Genomic DNA, 24,507 nt, shown 5'->3' with positions numbered 1-24,507 from the left:
GAGGGAAAGGGCGGCGGGCGGCAACCCGCACTGCGCGCCGTCAGCGTAGGGTGAGCGGGTGCGAACGGGGACCCAGCTGAATCGCGTCTCAGGCAGACGTCTCGCCCTGCACCCCGCGCAGGTAGTCGTCATCGGGTTCGCCGTCGCGATCCTCGCCGGCACGGGCCTGCTCATGCTGCCGAATGCGCGGGTGGGGCCGGGGGGCGCGAGCGTTCTCGAGGCGCTGTTCACCGCGACCTCGGCGGTCTGTGTCACCGGGCACATCGTGGTCGACACCGCGACATACTGGACGCCGTTCGGCCAGATCGTCATCCTGGCGCTGGTTCAGATCGGCGGGTTCGGCATCATGACCTTCGCGTCGGTTATCGGCCTCGCGGTACTGCGGCGCATGTCGCTGCGATCGAAGGTGACCGCAGCATCCGAGGCCCATAATTCCGGCCTGGACGACGTCGGCGGCACGGTGCTCGGGGTCGTCAAGATCTCGCTCGCCGTCGAGGTGGTCGTCGCCGTGCTGCTCACCGCCCGCTTCGCGCTGGCGTACGAGGAGCCCCTGGGCCGGGCGCTGTGGCTCGGCGTCTTCCACTCGGTGACGTCGTTCAACAATGCGGGCTTCGCACTGTTCAGCGACAGCCTGATGGGGTTCGTCGACGACCCGTTCATCTGCCTACCCATCGCCGCGGCGATCATCATCGGTGGCCTCGGATTTCCGGTGATCATCCAGCTGCGCAAGCATCTCGGGCGCACCCTCAAATGGACGATGAACACCCGCCTCGTCGTGGCGGGAACCGTGGCGCTGCTGCTCAGCGGATGGGTCTACATCACGGCGATCGAGTGGAGCAACCCGGCCACCCTCGGCCCGCTCGACTGGCCGGCAAAGCTGCTCGCCGGGTTCTTCACCTCGGTGCAGACCAGGACGGCGGGCTTCAACTCGCTCGACACCGGTCTCATGGAACCCGCCAGCTGGCTCGGCATGGACGCCCTGATGCTCATCGGCGGGGGGCCTGCGGGAACCGCCGGAGGCATCAAGATCACCACTTTCGCGGTGCTGTTCTTCATCGTGGTCACCGAGCTCCGCGGCGACGGTGCCGTGAACGTGTTCGGCAAGCGACTGTCGCGCGCCGTGCACCGCGAGGCCATCACGGTGGTGCTGCTCGCCGTCGCCGTCGTCGTCGCCGCGACCACCGTGCTGATGCTCATCACCGACCATGGCCTCGACCGGCTGCTGTTCGAGGTGGTCTCGGCATTCGGCACCGTCGGTATGTCGACGGGCATCACCGCAGACCTTCCCCCGGCCGGCCAGCTCATCCTTGTGCTGCTGATGTTCATCGGGCGACTGGGCCCCATCACCTTCGCGTCATCCATCGCGCTCCGGCGGCGCCGCATCGCCTACGAGTATCCCCAAGAGAGGCCGATCATTGGTTAACTTCTTCACCCGCGGGGCCAGTCGCACCACCGAGACCACCGCCGTCGCGGTGATCGGGCTGGGCCGGTTCGGCAGCGCGCTGGCGCTCGAACTGATGGCCGGGGGCACCGAGGTGCTCGGCATTGACGACCGCGAGGAGATCGTGCAGAACCACAACGGGCTCCTCACGCACGTGGTGCGCGCCGATGCCACCAAGGCCGAGACCCTGCGCCAGCTCGGGATCCCGGAGTTCGAGCGCGTCGTGGTCGCCATCGGCGGTGACATCCAGGCCAGCATCCTGACCTCCGCCCTCGTGCTGAAGCTCGCGGTGCCCACGGTCTGGGCGAAGGCGGTCACCGACCAGCACGGCGAGATCCTCACCCAGCTCGGGGTGCACCACGTCGTGTACCCGGAGAAGGACATGGGCAAGCGCCTCGCCCACCTCGTGCGGGGTGCGATGCAGGACTACATCGAAGTGGGCGAGAACTTCGCCATCGTCAAGACCATGCCGCCGAAGTTCATCGTCGGCACGCCGCTCGGTGAGACCAGGGTGCGCGCCACCCACGGCGTCACCGTGACGGCATTCGACCGCGCGGGCAGCGGCTGGAGCTACACCACCCTCGACACCGTGCTCGAGCCGAACGACATCATCCTGATCGCGGGCACGCCCGACCGGGTCGAGGCATTCAGCCAGCTGAAGTAGTCAGCACCGTGGCCGCCAGCCAGGGCCCGCGGCGGCTGGCCGGGGCCCGGCTGGCGGCTAGTGCGGGTCGAGCTGATTGAGCGTCGCCACGACATTGTCATAGTCGCCGCGCGCTTCGCCGTAACGCAGGAACTTGACGTTCTCGACCTGGATCTCGGTCGCGTCCGGCTGGGTCTCGATGAGCGTCATCACCTCGTCGACGAACGCGTCGAGCGGCATCGCGAATGCGCTCTCCTCCTGGCCGGGCATCAGCGCGGTGCGCACGGCGGGCGGCTCGAGCTCGACGACCCTCACGCTCGTGTCGGCGAGCTGCAGGCGGATGGACTCGCTCAGCATGTGAATGGCCGCCTTCGTCGCGTTGTAGGTAGGCGTGACCTTCAGCGGCGCGAATGCGAGCCCCGACGAGACCGTCATGATCGTGGCATCCGGCTTGTCCGTCAGGTGGTCGATAAGCGCGGCCACGAGACGGATCGGACCGAGCAGGTTCGTGGTGACGATCTCTTCGGCGGTCGCGAGAAAGCCGCCGGTGGTCCAGTCCTCGGCGCGCATGATGCCCGCCATCGCGATCAGCACGTTCATGGAGGGGTGCTGTGCGGTCACCCGCTCGCAAGCGGTCTGGATGCTGGCGACATCCGTCGTATCGATCGTGACGGTGTGCAGGCCCGGGTGGTCTGCGGCGATCTGTTCGAGCAGGGCAGTGCGGCGTCCGCCGACGATCACGGTGTTGCCTGCATCGTGAAGGCGCAGCGCGAGGGCGAGCCCGATCCCACTCGTGGCGCCGGGGATGAAGATGGTGTTTCCAGAGATGTTCATGCCTCGAGTCTGCGCCTGCCTGCCCGGGCGGGAGCACAGCGGGCGCCAGCCTGAAGCAAGCGCAGACTATCCTCCGTGGCGCCGCTTGCGACGCGGGCATATCTTTTCCGTATCGCTCCCAGCCTTGCGCACATCGTCACCGATGGCCCGCTGACCGGGTCCAGTCCCGCTTTTCATCGTCACCCGCATCCACTCGCGGTTCCCTGCGTCGCCAAGCCCCCAGGAGCACCATGTTCGACACGTTTTTCGGCCTTCCCCTCCACCCGTTCGTAGTGCACGCCACAGAAGTGACCGTGCCGCTCGCCGCGCTGCTCGTCGTGCTCGCCGCTGCCTGGCCACGATTCCGGCGATGGGCCAGTTTTCTCCCGCTTGGCGCATCGCTTGTGGCGCTCGTGCTGGTTCCGATCTCGACGCAGTCCGGCGAGCGCCTCGAGTCTCGTGTGGGCGAGAATGCGTTGATCGAGGTGCACTCGCAACTCGCGGACGGGTTGCTGCCATGGGTAGCCGGACTCGTCGTTGTCGCGGCCGCGGTGCTCGCGTGGGATCTTCGCCAGCGTCGGTTCGCCCGAGGGGTTGGGTCAGTGCCGGCCGGTACATCGACGTCGGCGAGCCGTTCACCGCGCTGGATTGCCATCGCGCTCATCGCCGTCGCCGTCGTAGCGTCGGCGGGCACCGCCGTGCAGGCGATACGGATCGGCCACAGCGGAGCAACCGCGGTCTGGACAGAGGACATGGGCTCCCCCGCCCCGTCGGGCGATTCGGATACCGACGCCGACTGAGGCGAGGGCCGGTCGGCGTTTCCTCCTACAGGCCCGTCTGACTGACCCCGAACTCCGCCTGCTCCGGGGTATACCCCTCGAACAGAAGCTGATCCACGAGGCCCGAACGGGAGAACGATGTGTACTCGAGATAGTTCTTGGCAGCTTTGGCCGCCTGCTCGTTGTAGTCGACGGTCACGCGATCTACGCCCCAGGTTGCGTCTTCAGTGGAGTAGCCCTCGAACTCCAATTGACCGATAAGGCCGCTTCGGGAGAATGCGGTGTAGTCGAGATAGTTCGTTGCGGAGCGGAGTGCGTTCTGCTGCGAGACAGTGCCGCGGGCTGCCTCCTCCGCGGCCGCTGCCACGGCTGCCTCCTCCGCGGCAGTGGCTTCGGCCGCAGCGGCAGCTTCGGCGGCGGCGGCTTCAGCGGCAGCTGTTTCGGCGGCCTCGCCTGCGTCTTCTTCTGCCTGCGCTGCCAGCTCAGCCTCCGTGGGTGCATCGTCCTCAACCGGCGGCTCCTCGACCGAGTCCGCCGGCGTCAAGGCCTGCTCGGAAGTCGCGGTCGATTCGGTCTCGTCGCCGCCAATCGACCCGATCCACCCAAAGAGGATGATGGCAACAATAGGAATGACGAAACGTTTTTTCTTGTACCACGCCCGGGGCGACCTGACGGGTCCGTTCGGTGTTGAAGAGTCGTACGGGGTTGGTCCTTGCGGGGGCTGCGGCGCGGCGGTGCTCACGGGTATTCCAATGTCTCGGAGAGGGGGAACGGCGCCATTGTGGGTAAGCGAGGCACCTGAAGCTCACCATACCTGTCAATTACTCATGTCGATACACCCAGAACCGGGGGTACACCGCCCTACCCGCCGACTCTGAGATCGCGCACCCTGCCGTGGAGGGCGCTGGGACCCGACGCAACCGGTCCTCTGCCTGTCAGGGGCCGACCGTAGGCTGCGGTCATGACTGATTTCAGCAAGGGTGACCGGGTGAGCTGGGCGACTCCGCAGGGGCGCACGCAGGGTGAAGTGGTGGAGAAGAAGACAAGCGACTTCGACTTCTCGGGCAAGACGTTCCACGCCTCGAAAGATGAGCCCGCGTACGTGGTGAAGTCCGAGAAGACCGACGCCGAGGCGGCACACAAGGGCAGCGCCCTGCGCAAGCTGTCAGACAAAGACGACTAGGGCGAGCACGACGGTGTCGGGTTCCGGCTACACCGGCCCGAAGTCGTCGGGTTACAAGGAACATCCACGGTCGGGCGTCCTTCATCTGTCGAACGACAGCGCACTTGTTTTTTGCAAGTATCGAGGCCATCACCCACCGAGCACCTCGAAAGGAACCGCTCATGACCTCGATGTTCGTCAATTTGCCCGTCACCGACCTCGACCGCGCGAAGACCTTCTACACCGCCCTCGGATTCTCGATCAATCCACTGTTCACTGACCATAACGCCGCCTGCGTCGTGGTCGAAGAGGACCACAGCTATTTCATGATCCTCGTGCGCGAGTTCTTCCAGACGTTCAGCGACCGCCCGCTCGGTAACCCTGCCGAGACCGTCTCGGTCGCGACGGCGATCTTCGTCGACAGCCGCGACGACGTCGACAGGGCCGTCGCCAACGGCATCGCCGCAGGCGGCGTGGAGGAACGCCCGGCGACCGACCTCGGTTTCATGTACCAGCGGCAGCTGACCGATCCCGACGGCAACATCCTCGAGTTCGGGTTCATGGAGGCCGCCGCTTCCGAGATGGGCCCCGAGGCCTACGCCAGCCAGCAAGCCTGACACCGATGGCAGCGCGCGACTATGGGCAGTACGGCGGCGTCACCCAGGCCCTCGAACTCGTCGGCGAGCGCTGGGCCCTGCTCATAGTCCGCGACCTGCTCGTCGGGCCCCGCCGCTACGGAGAACTCGCCGCGGGCCTCCCCCGTATCCCGAGCAACATCCTCGCCGCACGGCTCAAAGAGCTGCAGGCCGCACACGTGATTCGCCGCGTCCCCCACTCGCGCGTGATCGTCTACGAACTGACCCCCTACGGCCGGGAGCTCGAGCCGGTCGTGCTCGCCCTCGGGGCGTGGGGCTTAAAGGCGCTGGGCGACCCGCGCAGCGAACAGGTCATCACCCCGGATTCGATGACCATCGACCTGCGCGCCGCATTCCGCCCCCTAGTCGCCGCGACGCTGCGCGCGACGGCATACGGCGCCAGGGTCGGCGCATCCGACCTGCTGATCCGGGTCGACGGCGCGACTCTCGACGTGACGCGGCAGGACGCACCGCTCGACCGCGCCGGCATCGACCTGGCATTCACGGTGGATGCCGGCATCCACCGCCTCATCTCGGGCGATCTCACCCCGGGCCTGGCGATCGCGACCGGCGCGATCGAGGTACTGCACGGGTCGGGCGCCCTGCTCGACCGATTCGCGAGCACGTTTCACCTGGCCGCGTGAGGCGGGCACGCGCGGGCCGTCGCTCGCGAGAAGATAATCAGTATGAGTACACCCGATGCGCCGCGGCGTATTCGCCCCGTGACCATGAGCGATGTGGCGCGGCACGCCGGGGTCTCGGTGATGACCGTGTCGAACGTCATCAACGAACGCTCCACGCGGGTCAGCGAGACCACGAAGCAGCGCGTTCTCGAATCGATCGAGCTCCTCGAGTATCGCGTCAATGTCTCTGCCCGGCAGCTGCGTCGCGGCCGCACCGGAGTGGTGGGCCTCGCCGTGCCGAACCTGGCCTCGCTGTACTACGGCGAACTGGCCGACCGGCTGTTCAAGCGCTTCGTGCCGCGCGGCTACCGGCTCGTCGTGGAACGCACCGGGGGTGCCCTCGAGGCGGAGCTCGCCGTGCTGGCCAGCTCGCACCTCGATGCCTACGACGGACTGGTGCTCAGCGTGACCCAGGGAGAGGTCGCCGACCTCGACTCGGTGGGGCCGACCCGGCCGGTCGTGCTGATCGGCGAGCGCGCCATGTCGCGACGCTACGACCACGTGCTGATGGACAACGTCGGCGGCGGCCGGCTCGCGACCACGCAGCTGCTGCAATCGGGTTCCACCCGCATCCTGCTGGTCGGGGGCCAGAACGGCCCGCACGACTCGATGCCCGAATTGCGAACCCGCGGGTACCTCGCCGCCCACCATGCCCTCGGAGTGCCCGTCGACGACCGGCTGATCGTGTTGCCCGCCGACTTCGAATCGCGCGACGGCCACCGCGCGGTGCTGGATGCCCTCGATGCCGGGCTGCAGTTCGACGCGGTGTTTGCGCTGACCGACTCGTCGGCCATCGGCGCACTCGGTGCGCTCGCATCACGGGGCATTGCCGTGCCTGGCGAGGTTCAGGTCGTCGGCTGGGACAACGTTGCCCTGGGCACGTTCGCTCATCCCACCCTCAGCACCGTCTCTCCCGACAACGCGGCGATGGCGGAGTCCATCGCCGACCTGCTGACGCGGCGTATCGCGTCTGACGGCCCCGATTTCGAGCCGCAGATCGTGATGCCGATGGCGTCGTTGCTGCTGCGGGGTTCCACGCGCTGACGGGCTGGATGGGCTGACCGGGTTCCACGCGCTGACGGTAGACGTGGAACCCGCGCAGCGGGAGACGGTTTAGTTCGTCACGGCGAACGAGACCGTCGCGAACGAGTGCGGCGGAATGGTCACCGACAGGCCGCGCGGATGCGCCGCGGTCGACAGGCTCGTCGGCGTGACGGCGGCATCGCCTGCCCGGTTGTAGTCGTCGATGCGTGCGGCGGAGAGGAGCCGACCGGATACGTCGGAGACCTGCTGGCCGCGCAGGTCGAGCACGACGTCGAGCGCCTCCGTCGAATCGAGGTTGCTGAGCGACACCAGGCCGCGACCGTCCTTGACGCTGGCAGACACCGAGACGAGCTCGACGGGGAACTCCCCGTCGACGCGCGCCGCCGGTCGCTCGACCAGGTGGGTCGATACCGCCGTCGCGTCGTGGTGCCCCCGGTTCATCTCGAATACGTGGAACGTGGGCGTGCGGACGATCTCCCCGCTCTCGGGATCGGTGAGGATGACCGCTTGCAGCACGTTGACGGTCTGCGCGAGGTTCGCCATCACCAGCCGGTCCGCGTGCCGGTGGAAGACGTCGAAGTGCACGCTCGCGACGAGCGCATCGCGCAGGGTGTTCTGCTGGTAGAGGAAACCCGGGTTGGTGCCCTCCTCGACGTCCCACCAGGTGCCCCACTCGTCGAGTACCAGGCCGACCTTCTTGCCGGGGTCGTAGACGTCCATGACGTTCGAGTGGGCGGTGAGCACGCGCTCGACGTCCTGGGCCTTGCCCATCGCCCAGTAGTACTCGTCGTCGGTGAACGAGGTGGCACTGCCCTTCGCATCCCCCGGGGTGGCCATCGAGTAGTAGTGGAAGCTGATCGCCTGAAAGATGCCGCGCGGCTCCTTCGCGCACCCGAAGCACTGCAGCGCCTCCATCAGCGACTTCGTCCACCGCACGTCGTCGTCGGGCCCGCCCGCGGCGATCCGGTACAGGCTGTTGTTACCGTGGTCGCGGAGGTAGGTCGCGTAGCGGCGCGCCTCCTCGGCGTAGTGCTCGGGGCTCATGTTTCCGCCGCAGCCCCACGGTTCATTGCCGATGCCCCAGAACGGCACCGTCCACGGCTCGTCGCGGCCGTTCTCGCGGCGAAGCGCCGCCATCGGGCTCGCCCCGGCTCGCGTCAGGTACTCGACCCATTCGCTCATCTCCCGCACGGTGCCGCTTCCGACATTGCCGTTGACGTACGCGTCAGCGCCGAGCAGCTCGCACAGTCGCATGAACTCATGGGTGCCGAAGTGGTTGTTCTCCTCGACGTCGCCCCAGTGCGTGTTGACCATGCGGGGCCGGCCCTCGCGGGGGCCGATGCCGTCCATCCAGTGGTACTCGTCGGCGAAGCATCCACCCGGCCACCGCAGGTTGGGGATCGCGAGTTCGCGAAGCGCGTCGACGAGGTCGAGCCGGATGCCGCCCTCATGGGGCAGCGGCGAGTCGTCGCCGACGTAGAACCCGTCGTAGATGCACCGCCCGAGGTGCTCGGCGAAATGCCCGTAGACATGTCGGCTGATGGTGTGCAGCGGCACGTCGAGGTCGATGACGACCCGTGCTTCGTTGGCCATGGCGGTGCCTTTCAGGTAGTGGAAGTCGGGTGGCGTCAGCCCTTGAACGCGCCGTCCATGATGCCGGCCACCATGCGCCTGCCGACGAAGACGAACACGATCAGCAGCGGCAGCGTCGCGAGGAACGAGCCGGCCATGGCGAGGCCGAGGTCGACGAACAGGTTGTTCTGCAGCGCCTTGATCGCGATCTGCACCGTGTACATATCGGGCGACTTGAGCACGATGAACGGCCACAGGAAGTCATTCCACGACGTGACGAATCCGAGGAGCCCGAGCACGAAGGCGGCGGGCCGGATGATCGGAAAGACGATCTTCCAGAAGATTTGCCACGACGACGCCCCGTCGATGCGGGCGGCCTGGAGCAGCTCGTCGCTGATTGTCGAGGAGATGTGCTGGCGCATCCAGAAGATGCCGAACGCGCTCGCGAGGCCGGGAACGATGAGCGCCTGGAGGGTGTTCACCCACCCGAGCTCCGAGATGATCATGTACTGCGGGATCACCGACAGCTGCGACGGAACCGTCATTGTCAGCACGACGATGATGAAGAGCACGTTGCGGCCGGGAAAGCGCAGCTTCGCGAAGGCGAATCCCGCGAGGGCGCAGGTCAGCGCCTGCCCGACGGCGATGGTCGTCGCGACCACGGCGCTGTTGAACAGGGCCCGCACGAACGGCACGGTGGTGAACACGAGGTCGACGAGCCGGGGCAGGTCGCCCCCGGGGATGAGTACCGGTGGGAGGCGACTCGCCGCCCCCGCGCCAGCACTCGAGACGACGAACATCCAGTACAGCGGAAAGATGCACGCCAGCGCGGCGATGATGAGGAACAGATAGGTCCACCAGCGCACCCGGCCGACACGACCGCCTGAGCGGCGTTTCGGAAGCGGGGGCGTGGGTACCGGTGCGACGACGGTGTCAGTCATTAGTGCGCTCCCTTGAGGCGGGTCGACAGCAAGAAGTTCACGAGCGCGATGGCGACGATCATGCCGAACAGCACGACGCCGATCGCGGAGCCGTACCCGAAGGCGAACTGCCCGAAGCCCTGTTCGTAGAGGAAGAGGGTGAGCGTCTGGCACTGTCGCATCGCGCCGCAGGAGAACTGGCCCTGCGGTGACAGCAGCAGAGGTTCGGTGAAGATCTGCAGCCCGCCGATGGTCGAGGTGACGATCGTGAAGATGATGACCGGGCGCAGCGACGGGATGGTGATGTGGATGAACTGCTTCCATCCGCTCGCGCCGTCGACCGCCGCGGCCTCGTACACGTCGCGTGGGATGGCCTGCAGCGACGCGAGATAGAGCAGGGTGGTGTAGCCGAACCACCGCCAGACGACCATGGTCGCGATGAGCACGTGGCTGCCGAGCACCGAGTTCCTGAAGTCGAAGCGGTCGGCGCCGAGGAACTCGAGCAGGTGGTTGAGGATGCCGTAGTCACGGTCGAAGATCTGCGCGAACACGATCGTGGTCGCCGCGACCGAGGTGATGTACGGAAGCAGCATCGACATGCGAAAGAAGTTGGCCCACTTCAACCGCGCGTGGTTGAGCAGGTGGGCCAGCAGCAGGGCGATGAGAAGCTGCGGAATCGTCGACAGCAGCCAGATGCTCAGGGTATTTCCCGAGGCGTTCCAGAACCGGGGATCCTGGAACAGGCGCGAGAAGTTCTCGAGGCCGATGAAGGTCTGCGAGCCGACCGGGTTCCAGTCGTAGAGGGCCACGACGAAGGTGAAGAGCAGCGGAAAGAGCCCGAACACCAGGAAGAGCGCGAAGAACGGCGCGATGTAGCCGTAGGGAGCCATCCGCTCCATCAGCCCATAGCGGATTCCGACCGCCTTCTGCTTGCGCGATGGCTTGGGGACTATCGGGTCCGGCGTCGCCCTGGGCGGGTTGATGGTGCTGGTCACATCGGCTCCATTGTCGATCGAGGGTGGACAGTGGCCCGGCCGGAGCCGGGCCACTGGTCAGGGGTGTCGCTAGTTGCCGAGGGCGTTTCCGACATTGGTGACGGCCGCATCCCACGCGGCGGCGGGGTCGCCATCCGCGTAGTCGACGTTGTCGATGGCGGCCTGCAGCTCCGCACCGATCACACCGCTGTCGGGCCCGATGTAGAACGGGTTGACCCCGAGGAGCGCCTCCGTATAGATCTTTCCGATGGGGGCTCCGGAGAAGAACTCGTCGGTCTTGGCGAGCAGCTCCTCGTCGTCGTACACCTCGGGAGTGGTCGGCAGCGAGCCGTTCTCGAGGAAGTGCGACAGCTGGGATTCCGGCGACTGCGTGGCCTTGATGTACTCCCATGCGGCTTCGGGGTTGTCTGCTCCGGCGGGGATGGCGAGGTAGCTGCCGCCCCAGTTGCCCGAGCCGACCGGCACGGTCGCGATGTCCCACAGGCCCGCGGTCTCTGGCGCGTTGGCTTCGATCTGGCCGAGCATCCACGACGGGGCCGACACGACGGCGAACGCCCCGTTCTGCAGTCCGGCGGTCCAGGCCTCGGTGAAGATGGCGGTGGTGCCCGACGTGGCTGCCTGGATACCGAGGTCGAACGCCTCTTCGACCTGCGGGTTGCTGTCGAAGTTCAGCTCTCGGGTGTCGTTGTCGTAGTACTTCTCGGAGACCTGGTTCACGGCCTGGTAGAACACCGTGGTTGATGCATTATCGATAAACGGGGCGCCGGTCGTGCGGTGTACTCCTCGCCCACTGCCAGGAACTCCTCCCAGGTCGGCCAGAGCGCCGAGACCTCGTCGCGGTTCGTCGGCAGGCCGGCTGCCGCGAAGAGGTCGGTGCGGTAGGCCATGGCCATACCGCCGACGTCGGTCGGAATGCCGATGAGCTCTCCATCAGCAGCCGTCGGCTGCTCGATGACCCAGTCGAGGTAGTCCCCCTCCATCTCGTCGGCGCCGAGGCTGCGGAGGTCGACGAAGTTGCCCGGGTTTTCGACGAAGCGAGGCAGTTCGTCGCCCTGGATCAGCACGAGGTCGGGAACCTGGCCGCCCGCGAGGGCGGTGGTGAGCGCCTGCGCCGTCTCACCGGACTGGCCGACCTCGGTGAGGTCGATGGTGATGTCGGGGTTCTCTGCGGTGTAAGCGTCGACCTGCTCGCCCTGGCCGATGCCGGTGAACGACCAGAACTCGAACGAGTTCGGGTCGCTTTCAGCCTGGCTGGAGCAGCCCGTGAGCGCCCCTGCGGTGAGAGCGGTGACCGCTCCTAGTGTGATGATTCGACGGACAAGCACAGTGTCCCCCTTCTTCGCGGGAATGACGGTGACGCGCCTCTGCGCCACCGATCAGGGAGCGATCCCTGACTAATCCGTCGTGGCCGGTGGCCGTTCCGTCGGATCTAGTAGTAGTTACTCATATATCGATAAATTACACAACAGGCGCGCCCGGGCTCACGAGTTCACGTACCCGACAATGCGCCGGCACCTCCGCTCGCGGGGAGGCCCCATCGCACCGCCGAGGTGGACTGCTACGCGGTCGGCAGCCAGACCCGCATCGCACCGGAGCCACGGTTCGCCCACAGGGCGTAGGGAACGGCGACGCGGGGGGTTCCGGTGACGGCGTCGTCGAAGGTCAGGGTGGTGGTGCCGCCGAGCAGGTCGGGCTCGCTTCGCACGGTGATGGATGCCGCGGCATCCACGGGGATCATCGTGTCGTCCACTTCGTCCCCGGCGGGCTGGTCCGCCTGTTCGACGCAGTAGACGAGCGGACCCCGCTCGAGCGCCACCGATCCGCGCACCGCGTCGACCCGCGCGTGCGGGGTCGTGGCACGCACCTCAAGCGGGAGGCTGAGCCGCACCACATCGCCCGGCGCGAAGACCCGCTCGATCACGAGGTAGTCGCCGGCTGGCGCATCGTGCCGCGCGGCAGGCCCCGCGCCCTCGCCGAAAGACCCCACCGACCCGACCGACTCCACTGCCCAGCTCGCGCCCGCCGCCCACGCGGGGATGCGCAGCGAGAGTCGCTGCGGCTCCCCCGACGCCGCCGCGACGGTGAACGCGATATCGCCGTCGTACGGGTAGTCGCCGGTCACCTCGAGGGTGAGGGTCTCCGACCGGATGGTGCCTGCGACGTACTGGTGCACCTGCACGCCGTCGTCGGTGGTGGTGGCGACGTAGTGCCCGAGCTGCGCCAGAGTGCGCATCACGTTGGGCGGGCAGCACGCGGTCGAGAACCAGCGCTGCCGGCCGAGCGCCGGGCTGATGCTCGACGCGGGGATGTCTCCGGTGCGCACCTGCAGCGGGTTGGCATAGAAGAACTCGTCACCCGAGAGCCCGACGCCCGCGAGCATGCCGTTGTAGAGGGTGCGCTCGATGAGGTGGGCGTAGCGCGCCCTGCCCGTCGCGAGCAGCAGCCGCCAGCTCCACTGGATGCTCGCGATCGCCGCGCAGGTCTCGGCATAGGCGCGGTCGGACGGCAGCTCGAACGGGGCGCCGAACGACTCGCCCTCCCACCGGGATCCCATTCCCCCGGTGATGTAGGTCTTCGACTCGACGACGTTCTCCCACTGCAGCTCGAGCGCCGCGAGCAGCTCCCGGTCGCCGGTCTCGACCGCCACGTCGGTGGCGCCCGACGCGAGGTACAGCGCTCGCACGGCATGTCCCTCGAGCGTCGTCGCCTCGCGCACCGGAACGCGGTCGGAGAAATAGGTGAAGTCGAAGTCCCGCCCGTGGTGCTCACTGCGCCCACGACGGTCGACCGCCCACGTCGCTAGGTCGAGGTAGCGCCGCTCCCCGGTCTGCCGGAACAGCTCGACGAGCGCCATCTCGATGATCGGGTGGCCATCGACCCGCGTCGTGAGCCCAGGACCGAACGTCGTATCGAGCAGGTCGGCGGCACGCGCCGTGACCTCCAGCAGCGTGTCGTCGGCTGCGCCCCGCGACGCCGCGACGGCGGCCTGTGACAGGTGCCCGAGGCAGTACAGCTCATGGCTCACCGCGAGGTCGGCCCACGGCGCTCCGGTGACCACCTGCACGAACGAGTTCAGGTACCCGTTGGGCTTCTGCGCCGCGGCGACCGCGGCCCCGAGCACCGCGCGCTGCTCGTCGAGCGTCGCATCAGCCTCGCGCTGGCTCTCCCACGCTGCCGCTTCGAGCCACTTGTAGACGTCGGAATCCATGAACACGGGCCCGCGGTATCCCTGCGATGCAGCATCCAGACCGCTCGCAGCGCCGTCGATGCGCTGCCCCGGCCGGAGCGGTGCTGTGGTGGATGCCGCCGCCTCGAGGTTCTCGACGTTGCCGGCTTCGTGCAGCTGGCGAAAGCCGTCCCGAATGCCGACCTCGCGGTTGGCGGCGAGCCTCGCCCCCCAGAATCCCCCGCAGATCTCGGCGACGGCGGCGGGCCGCAATGCCGCGATCGCGGTCGTCGTGGGGCGTACGGGACCGGTGCCTGCTTCAGTGAAGACCATGCTTGATTCTGCACCGGGCGGGCGGCGGAGGTCGGCATCGGCGCGTCGCCGCCGGGGCGCGGGGCGCACGTGCCGAGCGCGGGTCGCGACCGCGGGGCCCGCGTGCCGGGCGGTTACCCCCCGCAGGCCACCAGCTGCTGCACGTCCAGGCTCAGCGACGCCTCTCCCCCGAGCAGCGTGATGGTGTCGGCCTCGTACCCGCGGATGTCGGCGAGCATCGCCGCCGGAACGCAGTGCGGCGGCACCACGTAGAGCGGAGCGCCGCGGGTTGCCGCCAGCACCGCACCGGCCAGCGCATCGGGAAACTTGTACCCGGTCGCGATGAACACCTCGCTCGCGCCATCGAACCCGTCGGCGTTGATCGCCTGCGACGCGGCGAAGCGGTCCGCGCCGCCCAGCCGGTACACGCCGTCCGGCAGCCCGAGCGCACCCACCGCGGTCTCGATACCCGTCGACACCGAGGCCGGGCCACCCGCGATCGTTGCGACCGTGGGCCGCAGCATCCCGATCGACTTTCTCGTGGCCGCGTCGATACCGGTCGCCGCCCCGTTCACGAGCAGCACCGCGTCGCCGTTCGCGCCCGCCGCAGCACTCGCCGACAGCGCGTCGGGAAAGTTCGAGCCGGTCGCGAGGTACAGCTGCTGCACCCCGTCGTAGCCGAATGCGTACTCGACGACGGCGCGCGAGGCCGCGTAGCGGTCGGCGCCGGCGAGCCGCTTCACGGGCGCGTCGGTCGTGACGAGCCCGTTCAGCTCAGCGATGGCCCTGGGGGTGACGGATGCCTCGCCGCCGACCACCACGATCTGCCCGGGACGCAGCCTGGCGATCTCGTCCCTGGTCTCTCGCGGAACGCCGTCGGGGTGCGTGAGCAGCAGCGGGCCACCCTGCTTCGCGGCGGCCGGGGCGGCGCTCAGCGCGTCGGGAAAATCGGTGCCCTTGGTGATGTAGACCACGGGGGCGGTGCCGGGGAATCCCTCGCGCGAGATCGCCGCGGCCACGGCGTAGCGGTCGGCGCCGGCAATGCGGCCCACCGCGGTCGACGCCCCGAGCGATCCGTTGATGTCGACGCGCTTCTGCCCCGGTGCCGAGATCACGACGGTCTCACTCGCCGCGTAGGAGCTGCGCGCGGGGTACCAGCCCGCCTGGTTCGCGGTCGCCGGTGGCAGGGCGCCGGTGGCCTCGAAGTCGGCGCCCGCCGACCCGGTGGTTGATCCGACCTTGTACGACCCGGGGAGCAGCCCGGTCACGGTGTACCTGCCGTCGGCGTCGGTCGGAACCGTGCGCACGTGCGTCGACAGGTCGTCGACCGCGCCGCCCGCCTCGTAGACGACGACGCTGCCGCTCGGGGTTCCGCCCTGCGGGTTGGTGAGCGTGCCCGCGATCGACGCCCCGACAGGGAGCGCGATGTTCTTGCCGGCCACGACCTGGCGGTCGTACACCGTGAAGAACTGCGCTTGGCGGTGGCTGGGCGCGAGGCCCCACCAGGCCGATGCGCGCGCTGCGCCGTTGCGCGACTCGAAGTACAGGGTGTAGCTGCCGCCCGGCAGCCCGCCCAGGGTGTAGTTGCCGCGGTCGTCGGTGACGCCGTAGAAGCTGCGGGTGTACCTCGTGCGCGGATCGGTGGTCACCGCCTGCACCTGCACGCTGCCCGCGGTGGCCTCGGCGACCGTGCCGCTGATCGTCGCTCCCAGGGCGAGCTCCACGTTCGTGCCCGTCGCCGACTGGCCGGCGGCGAGTGCGACGCGGCTCGCCTCCTGGCCCTCCGCGCGGTTGTTCCACCACTCGGTGACGAGCTGGGAGCCGTTCGCACCGCTGACCTTGACCGTGTACGAGCCCGGTGCGAGGTTCGAGAACGCGTAGCCACCGTTGGCGGCCGTGAATGCGGCGCCGTGCCACGACCCGTCTGCCCCGTAGAGCAGCACCATCGCACTCTGTACCGCGGTGGCCGGGGTGCCCTCCCGCGTGATCGTGCCGGTGATGGATGCCGCGCCGGCGGCGATCGCTGTGGCCGGCGGCATCCATGCCCCGAGGCCCACGAGCAGCAGTATCGCGACCGCCATCGCGGTGACGCGAACGCGCCCCCGCGCCGTGGTGACAGGGACGAACGACGGCACGGGTGACCTTCCGGATCAGCGCCGGTGACGGCGCGGACTGCACGAGCTGATCGGAAGAGTGGCGTGCTGGTGGTGCCTGGAACGTGCGGATCGGTCGTGGGGAGAAGGCGGCGGCCGACGGTCCCCCGACCCGACTGCAACAGCTTTGTACCCCACCTGAAGGGTACGGAGAACGGGCCGCGCGCTCCATCCCCCGTCAGAGGGGCACGGCGCACGGCCCGCCTCGCGCTACCCCGAGATGAGCTGCGACAGGGTGAAGGTCCACAGGCTCAGGGCGACGAGGATGCCCAGGCTGTAGCCGATGGCCGCCCGCAGGATCTCGCTCTCCCGCCCCGACAGGCCGACCGCGCCGGCCGCGATCGCGATGGACTGGGGCGAGACGACCTTGGCTGCCGCGCCGCCCGCGGTGTTCGCGGCGACGAGCAGCGTGGCATCCACCCCGATGCGTCCCGCGGTGGTCGCCTGCAGCTGCGCGAACAGGGTGTTGTTGTTCACGACCGAGCCGGTGAGGAACACGCCGACCCAGCCGATCACGGGAGCGAGCAGCGGAAACAGCCAGCCCGCGCCGGCGAGTGCGGTGCCGATGCTCGCCGAGCCGCCGGAGAGGTTCGCGATCTGCGCGAGCATGAGGATCGCGGCGATGAGCACGAGCGCCTTCCACAGGTCGCGCCAGGTGGTGCGCAGTTGCTCGATGAGCACGTGCCTGGTGAGTGCCCGGGAGGTCGCCGCGGTGATGACGACCGCGAGCAGGATGGCGGTGCCGGTTGCCGCGAGGGGCGTCCAGCTCCAGACGTTCTCGACCACCGCGCCGCCGGCCGTGGTGATGGCGCCGGTGACACCGGGCATCGGCACGTTCACGACGGCCCACGCGAGCGGCCCGCCCGGGGCGGAGAGCGCCTTGAACGCGGGTGTGCTCCAGATGAAGACGAGCACGGTGAGGATGTAGAACGGGCTCCACGCGGCGAGGATCTCGCGGACCGTGTGGCGTTCGGGGGCGGTGCCGGTGGTGCTGGCGGTGCTCCTGGCGTTGCCGCCCGCGCCGCCCGTGCCGCCGATCACGCCGACGCCGGCGCCGACTGTCGCGTCCGCCCGCGCCTCGGTGAACACGTGGCGCGGCGTCCACACGAAGCGCAGCGCGGCGAGTGCGACCATGCCGAGGAGGCCGGGGAGGATGGCTGCGAGCTCGGGCCCGAGCAGCAGCAGCACGCCCGCCTGGGTTCCGCTGAACACGAGGGTCACGACGAGGGTCGCCGGCCAGGTCTCGCGAAGCCCCCGGACGCCGTCGAGGATGACGACCAGCAGGAACGGGATGAGCAGGGTGATCGGCTGCAGGATGAAGACGAGGTTGCGCGAGAGGTCCATGACGTCGATGCCGCCGACCTGCGCGCCGACGATCACCGGGATACCCACCGCCCCATAGGCCCCAGCGGCGAAGTTCGCGACCAGGCTGATCATGGCCGCGCGCACCGGCCGAAAGCCGAGCTGCACGAGCATCGCCGCGCAGATCGCGATCGGCACCCCGAAGCCCGCGACGCCCTCGAGGAACGCGCCGAAGCAGAAGCTGATCAGCAGCACCTGGATGCGCTGGTCAGGGGAGATCGAGGCGATCGACGCCCTGATCACGGTGAACTTACCGCTCGCGACAGCCAACCGGTACAGCCACAGGGCCATCACGATGATGTACGCGATGGGCCAGATGGCGCTCAGCAGGCCGAGCAGCCCGGCACCGGCCACGGATTGGAACGGCATGCCGAACACCGCGACGGCCACGATGACCTCGACGACCAGCGCGATGCCCGCGGCCTGCAGGCCGGTGAGCTTGAAGAACACTAGGCAGGCGAGAAAGACGAGGATCGGCACGGCTGCGACGAGCGCGGACAGCCACGGCATGCCCAGAGGGTCGAGCCCCTGCACCCACACGGCCGTCAGCTCCGCACTGACGCGGTGACGGCGGCGAGGGCCTGCGCCGAGGCCGAGAGCTTCTCGAGCTCACGGGGTGAGAACGGCGTGTTCCGAATCGGCACCGCCCCGGTCTCACCGACGATCGAGGGCACCGAGAGGGCGATGCCGTCGATGCCGTGAAAGTCATGCAGCACGCTGCTCACCGGCAGCACGGCCCGTTGGTCCTGCAGGATGGCCTCCACGATGCGTGCGCTGGAGAGGCCGATGGCGTAGTTCGTCACCCCTTTGCCCTTGATGACGCGGTAGGCGGCATCCCGCACGTCGACGGCGATCTGTTCGAGCTCGTCGGCCGTCATTCGGGGGTGGCCATCGGCCTCCCACTCGAGAATCGGCACCGTGCCGATCATGGCTTCGTCCCAGAGGGCGAACTCGGTGTCACCGTGCTCGCCGACGATGTGCGCGTGAACGCTGCTGGTGGAGACGCCCGCGCGCTGCGCGAGCTTCCAGCGCAGGCGTGAGGTGTCGAGAACGGTGCCGGAGGAGAACACGCGCGAGTGCGGCAGGCCGGACATCTCGGCGGCGATCACCGTCATGACGTCGCACGGGTTGGTGACGAGCATGTAGACGGCGTCGGGGGCGGCCGCGAGCAAGCCGGGCATCATGCCCTCGATGATTCCCGCGTTGGTCGCGGCGAGGTCGGTGCGTGTCTGCCCGGGGCGCTGCTTGGCTCCGGCGGTGATGACGACGACGTGGGATCCTTCGACGACGGAGAGGTCGGAACCCCCGGTGATGTCGCTGGAGTCGATGAACTGCGTGCCGTGTGCGAGGTCGAGCACTTCGGCCTCGACCTTCTCGGTTGCGATGTCGTACAGGGCGACGTGCCGTGCGGATCCGCGGATGAGTGCGGCGTAGGCGACACTGGCGCCGACGCTTCCCGCTCCGACGATGGTCAGCTTGCTGTTCTCTCGGGTGCTCATGGGTTCATGCCTCTTCGGTCGTGGTCGGAAAGGGTCGGTCGTGGGCCTGATCGCGCAACCCGCTGGCCGGGAGGTGCACCGGGGCGGCCGCGCGGTCGAGTCGTTCCCTGGTCGTGCGCCGGAGGCGCTCCCACTGGGCCCTGTTCACCGTGTGTGCGGTCATGCTGGTGCCTCATTCATCTTTGTTTGTGTGGTTTCTATGCAATCGAATGAACGGCAAGCGCAATAGGGACCAAGGGCACGAACATGGGCCAGAACGACGAAAGGACCGCCCATTTGGGCGGTCCTTCCGATCCGGGTGCTGCGATTAGTGGTGCGACGGTTTCAGCGGGCGCCGGACTATTGCGCACCGGAGGTCGTTGTGCGCCGGGCAGCGAGCTTGGCCTGCCTGTCCAGTCCGAACATGCGGCGCGCCGCGAACCCGCCGATGGTGGTGCCCGCCGCGAGGCCGATACCGGTCGCGAGTGCCGTCACCGTTGCGGGGAGCGCCTCGCCGACGTCGGTTCCAGAGTCGAGAAAGGCGTAGAGCGCGCGGTAGACGGCGAGCCCTGGGATGAGCGCGATGATGCCCGCCATGGTCATCGCGCTCTCCGGCACCTTGAGCCAGCGATAGATCAGGTAGCCGATGAACCCGGCGGCCGCGCCGGCGATCCCGGGCGCGAGCCCCTGCTGCGTGGCGAGCGGAAGCACCGCCGAATACAGCGCGAAGATGAGACCGGCGACGGCTGCCATCAGCGGCACGTAGCGAAGCCGAACATACGACGTGAGTGCGAACCCGATGCCGATGAGCGCCGACCCCACGATTCCGGGCACGGGCTGGATCGAGTCGCCCAGCGAGGTCGCGACGGTCACCGGCACGCCCATCCGCAGGGCCAAGCCGAGCACGATCGAGATGCCGACGGCGAGCCCCAGGGTGAGCATGAACACTTCCATGCCCCGCGCCGTGGCGGTGACGTAGTACCCGTCGATCGCATCACGGGCCGAGGCGGTGAGGCCGACTCCCGACAGCAGCATGATGATGCCGGCGATGACGATCACGGTGGGCGAATTGGACCCGGGCAGTTCGATGCCGATCGAGCGCAGCCAGAAGATGAATACGGCAATGCTCGTGGTCGCCATCGCGGCGGCCATCTGCGCGAAGAACCCGGGCACCGACCACTTGCCGAGCCGGCGGGTGATGACGTCGGAGATGACGGCGGATGCCGCGGCGACGAGCACCAGCACGAAACCCACGTTGAACATCACGACGACGCCCGCGGCGAGCACGGCCTTTCCGGCGGTGACGACCCAGCGACGATAAGGGTGCGGCCGGGTGAGGATCGCGGTGAGCCGTTCCCGCGCGTCCTCAACCGCGACCGGGCTGCCGGCGCCGGTGATGTCATCGATGAGCAGATACACGCTCTGCAGCCGCGTGTAGTCGATGGTGCGCACCTTGACGATGCGCATGACCGACATCGGGTCTTCGTTCATCCCCCGGTGGATCGAGACGGTGATCGAGGTGAAGGTGATGTCGACGTGCATGGCGTCGATGCCGTACGCGTCGCTGATGCGCAGCACGGTCGCGACGACGTCGGCCGCGGATGCCCCGGTCGCCAGCATGGCCTCCCCGGCGCGCAGGCACAGGTCGATCACCAGACGCGCCTGTCGCTGCGGAAGCAGGTTGTCGGCCGCGACGACCGAGATCATCTGGGTCGGGGTATCGAACCCCCGAATGGCCCCACCCGCCAGTTCGAACAGCGACCGGCTCACCCTCTGCCGATGAACCCCGAGTCGATCGTCAATGCCTTCACTCACCTCATCAGGCTACGTGGCCGCGCGTGCGATCCCGTAACGGGCCTCGCCGTTGGAGCCATCGCTGCGGATGCCGCTCACGAGGCAGGCGCGAGCGCCGCCTCGACCGCGTGCTCCAGCGTCACGGTCGCCGTGGTCCCCGTGCCCGGGGTGGATTCCAGAACGATGCTGCCCGCGTTGGCCTCGACCAGGCCGTGCACGAGCGGCAGGCCGAGCCCCGTTCCGACGATCTTCTTCTCGGCGGTGTCGGGAGCGCGGTAGAACCGGTCGAACGCGTGCGAGAGCACCTCGGGCGTCATGCCCGGCCCGTCATCGTGCACCCGGATCGCAACGCGGTCGTCGCGCGCGTCGACCGAGACCGTCACCGTGCCGCCGGTTCCCGAGTACTTCACGCCGTTGCTGATCAGGTTGGTCATGATGCGAGCAAGATCGAGCGGCGTGCACCGTACCCACTGCGGCTCGTCGGTGGGTACCGACGATCGCACGATGACGCCGGCCTGGGCGGCGACGGGTTCGAGGCTCTCGAGCAGTTCGCTGACGATGGCATTCACGTCTGCCCGCCGGTCGCGCACCGGGGTCACGCTCGGCGTGCCGATCTGCAGGATGTCCTCGACCAGGTCGCCGAGCCGCGTGGCGTTGCGGTAGATGGTGTTGGCGGATTGCATCGCGTCCGGCGGCAAGTCGTCCATCTCGGTGAGCATCTCGGCGTACCCGAGGATGCTGGCGATGGGGGTGCGCAGTTCGTGGCTGGCCGATGCGACGAATTCGTCCTGCTGCCGGTTCAGCTCCTGGAGCTTCGCCGTCGCGCGCCGTTCCCGGTCGAGCGCGACGAGCTGCGCCTCGACCGTTCGGCGGGCTTCGGTGACGTCCACCAGTTGGACCGTGTAGGTGGATGCCGTCTGGTCGAGCGTCTGCACGAGAACGTCCACCGCAATACGGCCCCGAAAACTGGGCAGCTCGGCACTGAATTGACTGCGGCCCGCCGCGAGGGCGTCCCGAACCGCGGAGGCGAGCTCACCGCTCCACGCGATCGGGTCGTCGAGGCTGTTGGCAGTGGCGAGTTCCTCCCCGAGCAGGTCTTCGGCCATGCGGTTGTGCTCGAGCGCGACAAGGCCGCTGCGAGTCGCCCCGACGATCATCAGTCCCACTCGCGACTGCACGAAGCCTCCCCTCAGCAACTGCTGCTGGCTCGCCAGGCGGTTGGCGATCGCCAACCGGTCGTACTGCGTCGAGTTCGCGAGTACGGCAAAGGAAGCGGCGGCCAGCAAGAAGATCTGGATCAGCAGTGACGATGGTCGGTCTGCCGCTCCCCCGGCGACGAAGGGACCGCCACCCAGGCTCGTCATGACGGAGACGCCGACCGCCAGGGCGAGGATCTCCACCGACACCACCCGCGCCGAGAATCGGAACGCCGCCCAGGCGAGCAGGGGAAGGGGCAGGAATGCCAACGGGAGTTCCTGCCCGACGGCGAACACGAAGCCCGCCAGCCCCGCGAGGGATGCACCCTGCGCGACGTGCTCGAGAACGGAGGCGTGCGCCAGAACCGGCCTGGGTGCCATCGCGAAGGATGCGATGACGAAGATCGCGGTCGCGTGCGCGATGGCGACGCCGATTCCGGTCGACCAGAATTCGCCGCCCTGCACGATGCTGACCGTCGCGCCGCCGAGCGCGCCGACCACGACCCCGCCGGCTGCGGTCGCTACGCACAACCGGAATGCCGACTCGAGCGAATCGAGAACGGGGCGGGAGGGGCGGGCAGCAGTCAACACTGCCACGACAACTGCGACTTCTGCCGCGTTCGCCAAACCGAAGCAGATGGCGATGACGATCGGTCGCCCGCCGGCGATGTTCGACAGCGCCGTCGCGAACATTACTGCGACGACGACCCACTTGCGGTCGGCCCGACGCACCTGAAGCGCGAGCACCACGCTCACCCCCGCTGCGGGCCACCACGCTGCCACCTGCGAACCGGGCGGCGCAACCGCGATCAGCCCCCATCCGAGGAGCACGATGAGGCCGAGATACAGTGCGCCGAGCGGGGAGAGAAGCCTGAGCTGCGCCGGCTGTCCAGAAGACGCCGAAGAATGAGGCACCGTCAGACTCCCTCCAGTCGCGATGGCCTCAAACTAGCCCGCGCCGCCCGGTCGCCCGGCTCCAATGCCCGGCTTTGACCCGAAAGGGGGGTCAAGCCTGTATCAGCGCTGGGCGAGCAGCTCCTGCATTCGCTCGATCTCCGACTGCTGTGTCTCGGTGATGGTCTCGGCGAGTTGGAGTGCGTCGGGGTACTCGCCGTCGTCGAGCTCGTCCTGCGCCATGTCGATTGCGCCCTCGTGGTGCTCGATCATCTGCTCGAGGAACAGGGCACTGGCGGTGTCGGCGGGCGCAGCATCCAATTCGCCCATGTCGTCGTCAGACATCATGCCGTCCATGCCGTGGTCCATGTCGCCCATGTCCATCGAACTGTCCCAGTCATCGAGCCAGCCCTCCATCTGCTCGATCTCGGGCTGCTGGGCGTCCCTGATCTGCTGCGCGATTTCGGTCACGTCCGGGTCGACGCCGTCCTTGGCGAGGATCATGTCCGACATCTCGACGGCCTGCTCGTGGTGCGGAACCATCATGCGGGCGAACATGACGTCCTGGTCGTTGAACGCCTCGGTCGAGCTCGACGACGTGCCGGCGTCGCTGTCGCCCTCGGCCGGTGAGCAGGCCGAGAGGGTCAGGGAGGCGGCGAGCACGCCGACAATGGCGATGAGGGTGCGGGGAGTAGTCATTGCTGTGCCAATCTTTCGTAGGGTGACGTCATGCGTGGTGTGCAGGCTTTCGTGGGGTGACGTCATGCGTGGTGTGCAGGCTTTCGTAGGGCGACGTCATTGGTGGTGTGCAGCCGAGGTCGACGCTGCACCTGTCCTGGTCGACGCGAATCGTCGCAGCCGCAGGCTGTTGGTGACGACGAACACCGACGAGAACGCCATGGCGGCCCCGGCGAGCAGCGGGTTGAGCAGCCCGAGCATCGCGAGCGGTATGGCCGCGACGTTGTAGGCGAAGGCCCAGAACAGGTTGCCCTTGATGATGCCGAGGGTGCGCCTGGCGAGACGCATGGCGTCGGCGACCGCGAGCAGGTCGCCACTGACGACGGTGATGTCGCTTGCGGCCATCGCGGCGTCGGTTCCGGTGCCCATGGCGATGCCGAGGTCGGCTGCGGCGAGGGCAGCGGAGTCGTTCACGCCGTCGCCGACCATCGCGACCACGCGCCCGTCGGCCTGCAGCGTGCGGATCAGCTCCAGCTTGCCCTCGGGGGTGACGCCCGCGTGCACGTCGTCGATGCCCACCACGGCGCCGATCGCCGCGGCGGTACCCGCGTTGTCTCCGGTCAGCAGCACCGGGTGGAGCCCCAGTGCCCGGAATCTCGAGATCGCAGCGGCGCTGGACTCCTTGACCGTGTCGCCGACCGTGATCAGGCCGCGCAGTACGCCGTCCCACCCGATCGCGACGACGGTACGCCCGGCGGCCTCGTCGGTGGCAATGGATGCCGCGGCC

23 protein-coding genes are annotated in these 24,507 nt (G+C 68.2%); 7 read left to right on the top strand and 16 right to left on the bottom strand.

Translation table 11 applies throughout. The annotated features are described in order from the left end of the window. Positions 1–58: 58 nt before the first annotated feature. Positions 59–1,423, top strand: a complete 1,365-nt coding sequence (locus G5S38_RS11960; RefSeq protein ID WP_235929046.1) for a TrkH family potassium uptake protein — start codon at positions 59–61, stop codon at positions 1,421–1,423. Beyond that, positions 1,416–2,105, top strand: a complete 690-nt coding sequence (locus G5S38_RS11955) for a potassium channel family protein (protein WP_235929045.1) — start codon at positions 1,416–1,418, stop codon at positions 2,103–2,105. The genes G5S38_RS11960 and G5S38_RS11955 overlap by 8 nt, the downstream gene beginning before the upstream one ends. 57 nt (positions 2,106–2,162) lie before the next feature. Here G5S38_RS11955 and G5S38_RS11950 read toward each other — a convergent pair whose 3' ends face one another. Beyond that, a complete protein-coding gene (locus G5S38_RS11950; protein WP_165068922.1) occupies positions 2,163–2,918 on the bottom strand; it encodes an SDR family oxidoreductase in 756 nt (251 codons plus the stop codon). A 230-nt stretch (positions 2,919–3,148) separates the two neighbouring features. Between G5S38_RS11950 and G5S38_RS11945 the strand changes: the two genes are divergently transcribed. After that, a complete protein-coding gene (locus tag G5S38_RS11945; RefSeq protein WP_165068919.1) occupies positions 3,149–3,697 on the top strand; it encodes a DUF2231 domain-containing protein in 549 nt (182 codons plus the stop codon). Between the two features lie 25 nt (positions 3,698–3,722). Here G5S38_RS11945 and G5S38_RS11940 read toward each other — a convergent pair whose 3' ends face one another. After that, positions 3,723–4,418 carry an Ltp family lipoprotein gene (locus tag G5S38_RS11940; RefSeq protein WP_235929044.1) on the bottom strand — a complete coding sequence of 232 codons (696 nt, stop codon included), beginning with the start codon at positions 4,416–4,418 and terminating at the stop codon, positions 3,723–3,725. 219 nt (positions 4,419–4,637) lie between these two features. On the opposite strand from G5S38_RS11940, the gene G5S38_RS11935 reads away from it, so the two are divergent. The 4 genes from G5S38_RS11935 to G5S38_RS11920 all read left to right on the top strand — a co-directional run bounded on the left by G5S38_RS11935 (position 4,638) and on the right by G5S38_RS11920 (position 7,200). Further along, positions 4,638–4,859: a hypervirulence associated TUDOR domain-containing protein gene (locus G5S38_RS11935; RefSeq protein WP_165068917.1), complete on the top strand. Its 222-nt coding sequence runs from the start codon at positions 4,638–4,640 to the stop codon at positions 4,857–4,859. 161 nt (positions 4,860–5,020) lie between these two features. Further along, the gene (locus G5S38_RS11930; RefSeq protein WP_165068914.1) at positions 5,021–5,455 is read left to right on the top strand and encodes a VOC family protein; all 435 of its coding nucleotides are present in this window, start codon (positions 5,021–5,023) and stop codon (positions 5,453–5,455) included. 5 nt (positions 5,456–5,460) lie between these two features. Continuing rightward, complete coding sequence (locus tag G5S38_RS11925; protein ID WP_165068912.1) at positions 5,461–6,117, top strand: winged helix-turn-helix transcriptional regulator; 657 nt, start codon at positions 5,461–5,463, stop codon at positions 6,115–6,117. A 42-nt stretch (positions 6,118–6,159) separates the two neighbouring features. Next, on the top strand, positions 6,160–7,200 hold the full coding sequence (locus tag G5S38_RS11920) for a LacI family DNA-binding transcriptional regulator (protein WP_165068909.1): 1,041 nt from the start codon (positions 6,160–6,162) through the stop codon (positions 7,198–7,200). Between the two features lie 69 nt (positions 7,201–7,269). Here the strand turns inward: G5S38_RS11920 and G5S38_RS11915 are convergent, their stop codons facing one another. The 14 genes from G5S38_RS11915 to G5S38_RS11855 form a co-directional block, all read right to left on the bottom strand. Beyond that, the gene (locus G5S38_RS11915) at positions 7,270–8,793 is read right to left on the bottom strand and encodes an alpha-N-arabinofuranosidase (protein ID WP_165068906.1); all 1,524 of its coding nucleotides are present in this window, start codon (positions 8,791–8,793) and stop codon (positions 7,270–7,272) included. A 35-nt stretch (positions 8,794–8,828) separates the two neighbouring features. Continuing rightward, entirely contained in the window at positions 8,829–9,713 is an 885-nt protein-coding gene (locus G5S38_RS11910; RefSeq protein ID WP_165068904.1) for a carbohydrate ABC transporter permease, read from the bottom strand. Then, entirely contained in the window at positions 9,713–10,687 is a 975-nt protein-coding gene (locus G5S38_RS11905) for a carbohydrate ABC transporter permease (protein WP_235929043.1), read from the bottom strand. Before G5S38_RS11905 ends, G5S38_RS11910 begins: the two co-directional genes overlap by 1 nt. A gap of 69 nt (positions 10,688–10,756) precedes the next feature. Further along, positions 10,757–11,419 (bottom strand): extracellular solute-binding protein, encoded by a 663-nt coding sequence (locus G5S38_RS15875; RefSeq protein ID WP_201276670.1) that lies wholly within the window; start codon positions 11,417–11,419, stop codon positions 10,757–10,759. Next, a complete protein-coding gene (locus G5S38_RS15870) occupies positions 11,401–12,012 on the bottom strand; it encodes an ABC transporter substrate-binding protein (protein ID WP_201276669.1) in 612 nt (203 codons plus the stop codon). The genes G5S38_RS15875 and G5S38_RS15870 overlap by 19 nt, the downstream gene beginning before the upstream one ends. 233 nt (positions 12,013–12,245) lie before the next feature. Beyond that, positions 12,246–14,186 carry a glycoside hydrolase family 127 protein gene (locus G5S38_RS11895; protein WP_165068901.1) on the bottom strand — a complete coding sequence of 647 codons (1,941 nt, stop codon included), beginning with the start codon at positions 14,184–14,186 and terminating at the stop codon, positions 12,246–12,248. Between the two features lie 113 nt (positions 14,187–14,299). Next, positions 14,300–16,300: a cell wall-binding repeat-containing protein gene (locus G5S38_RS11890; RefSeq protein WP_165068898.1), complete on the bottom strand. Its 2,001-nt coding sequence runs from the start codon at positions 16,298–16,300 to the stop codon at positions 14,300–14,302. Between the two features lie 228 nt (positions 16,301–16,528). Then, positions 16,529–18,220 (bottom strand): L-lactate permease, encoded by a 1,692-nt coding sequence (locus tag G5S38_RS11885; RefSeq protein WP_165068894.1) that lies wholly within the window; start codon positions 18,218–18,220, stop codon positions 16,529–16,531. Positions 18,221–18,225: 5 nt separating this feature from the next. After that, positions 18,226–19,179, bottom strand: a complete 954-nt coding sequence (locus G5S38_RS11880) for an L-lactate dehydrogenase (protein ID WP_165068891.1) — start codon at positions 19,177–19,179, stop codon at positions 18,226–18,228. A gap of 4 nt (positions 19,180–19,183) precedes the next feature. After that, entirely contained in the window at positions 19,184–19,342 is a 159-nt protein-coding gene (locus tag G5S38_RS11875) for a hypothetical protein (RefSeq protein WP_165068888.1), read from the bottom strand. 176 nt (positions 19,343–19,518) lie between these two features. Continuing rightward, complete coding sequence (locus tag G5S38_RS11870) at positions 19,519–20,973, bottom strand: threonine/serine exporter family protein (RefSeq protein ID WP_235929041.1); 1,455 nt, start codon at positions 20,971–20,973, stop codon at positions 19,519–19,521. A gap of 74 nt (positions 20,974–21,047) precedes the next feature. Then, positions 21,048–23,063, bottom strand: a complete 2,016-nt coding sequence (locus G5S38_RS11865) for a sensor histidine kinase (protein ID WP_165068885.1) — start codon at positions 23,061–23,063, stop codon at positions 21,048–21,050. Positions 23,064–23,165: 102 nt separating this feature from the next. Next, entirely contained in the window at positions 23,166–23,741 is a 576-nt protein-coding gene (locus tag G5S38_RS11860) for a DUF305 domain-containing protein (protein WP_165068882.1), read from the bottom strand. A gap of 96 nt (positions 23,742–23,837) precedes the next feature. Further along, positions 23,838–24,507, bottom strand: a 670-nt coding sequence (locus G5S38_RS11855; protein WP_165068879.1) for a heavy metal translocating P-type ATPase, incomplete at its 5' end; no start/stop codon positions are given.

The sequence above is a fragment of the Marisediminicola senii genome (genome assembly GCF_011057645.1).
Classification (GTDB): domain Bacteria; phylum Actinomycetota; class Actinomycetes; order Actinomycetales; family Microbacteriaceae; genus Marisediminicola; species Marisediminicola senii.
The sequence above is the reverse complement of the archived record's forward strand: the minus strand, read 5'-3'. Positions and strand labels throughout refer to the sequence as shown.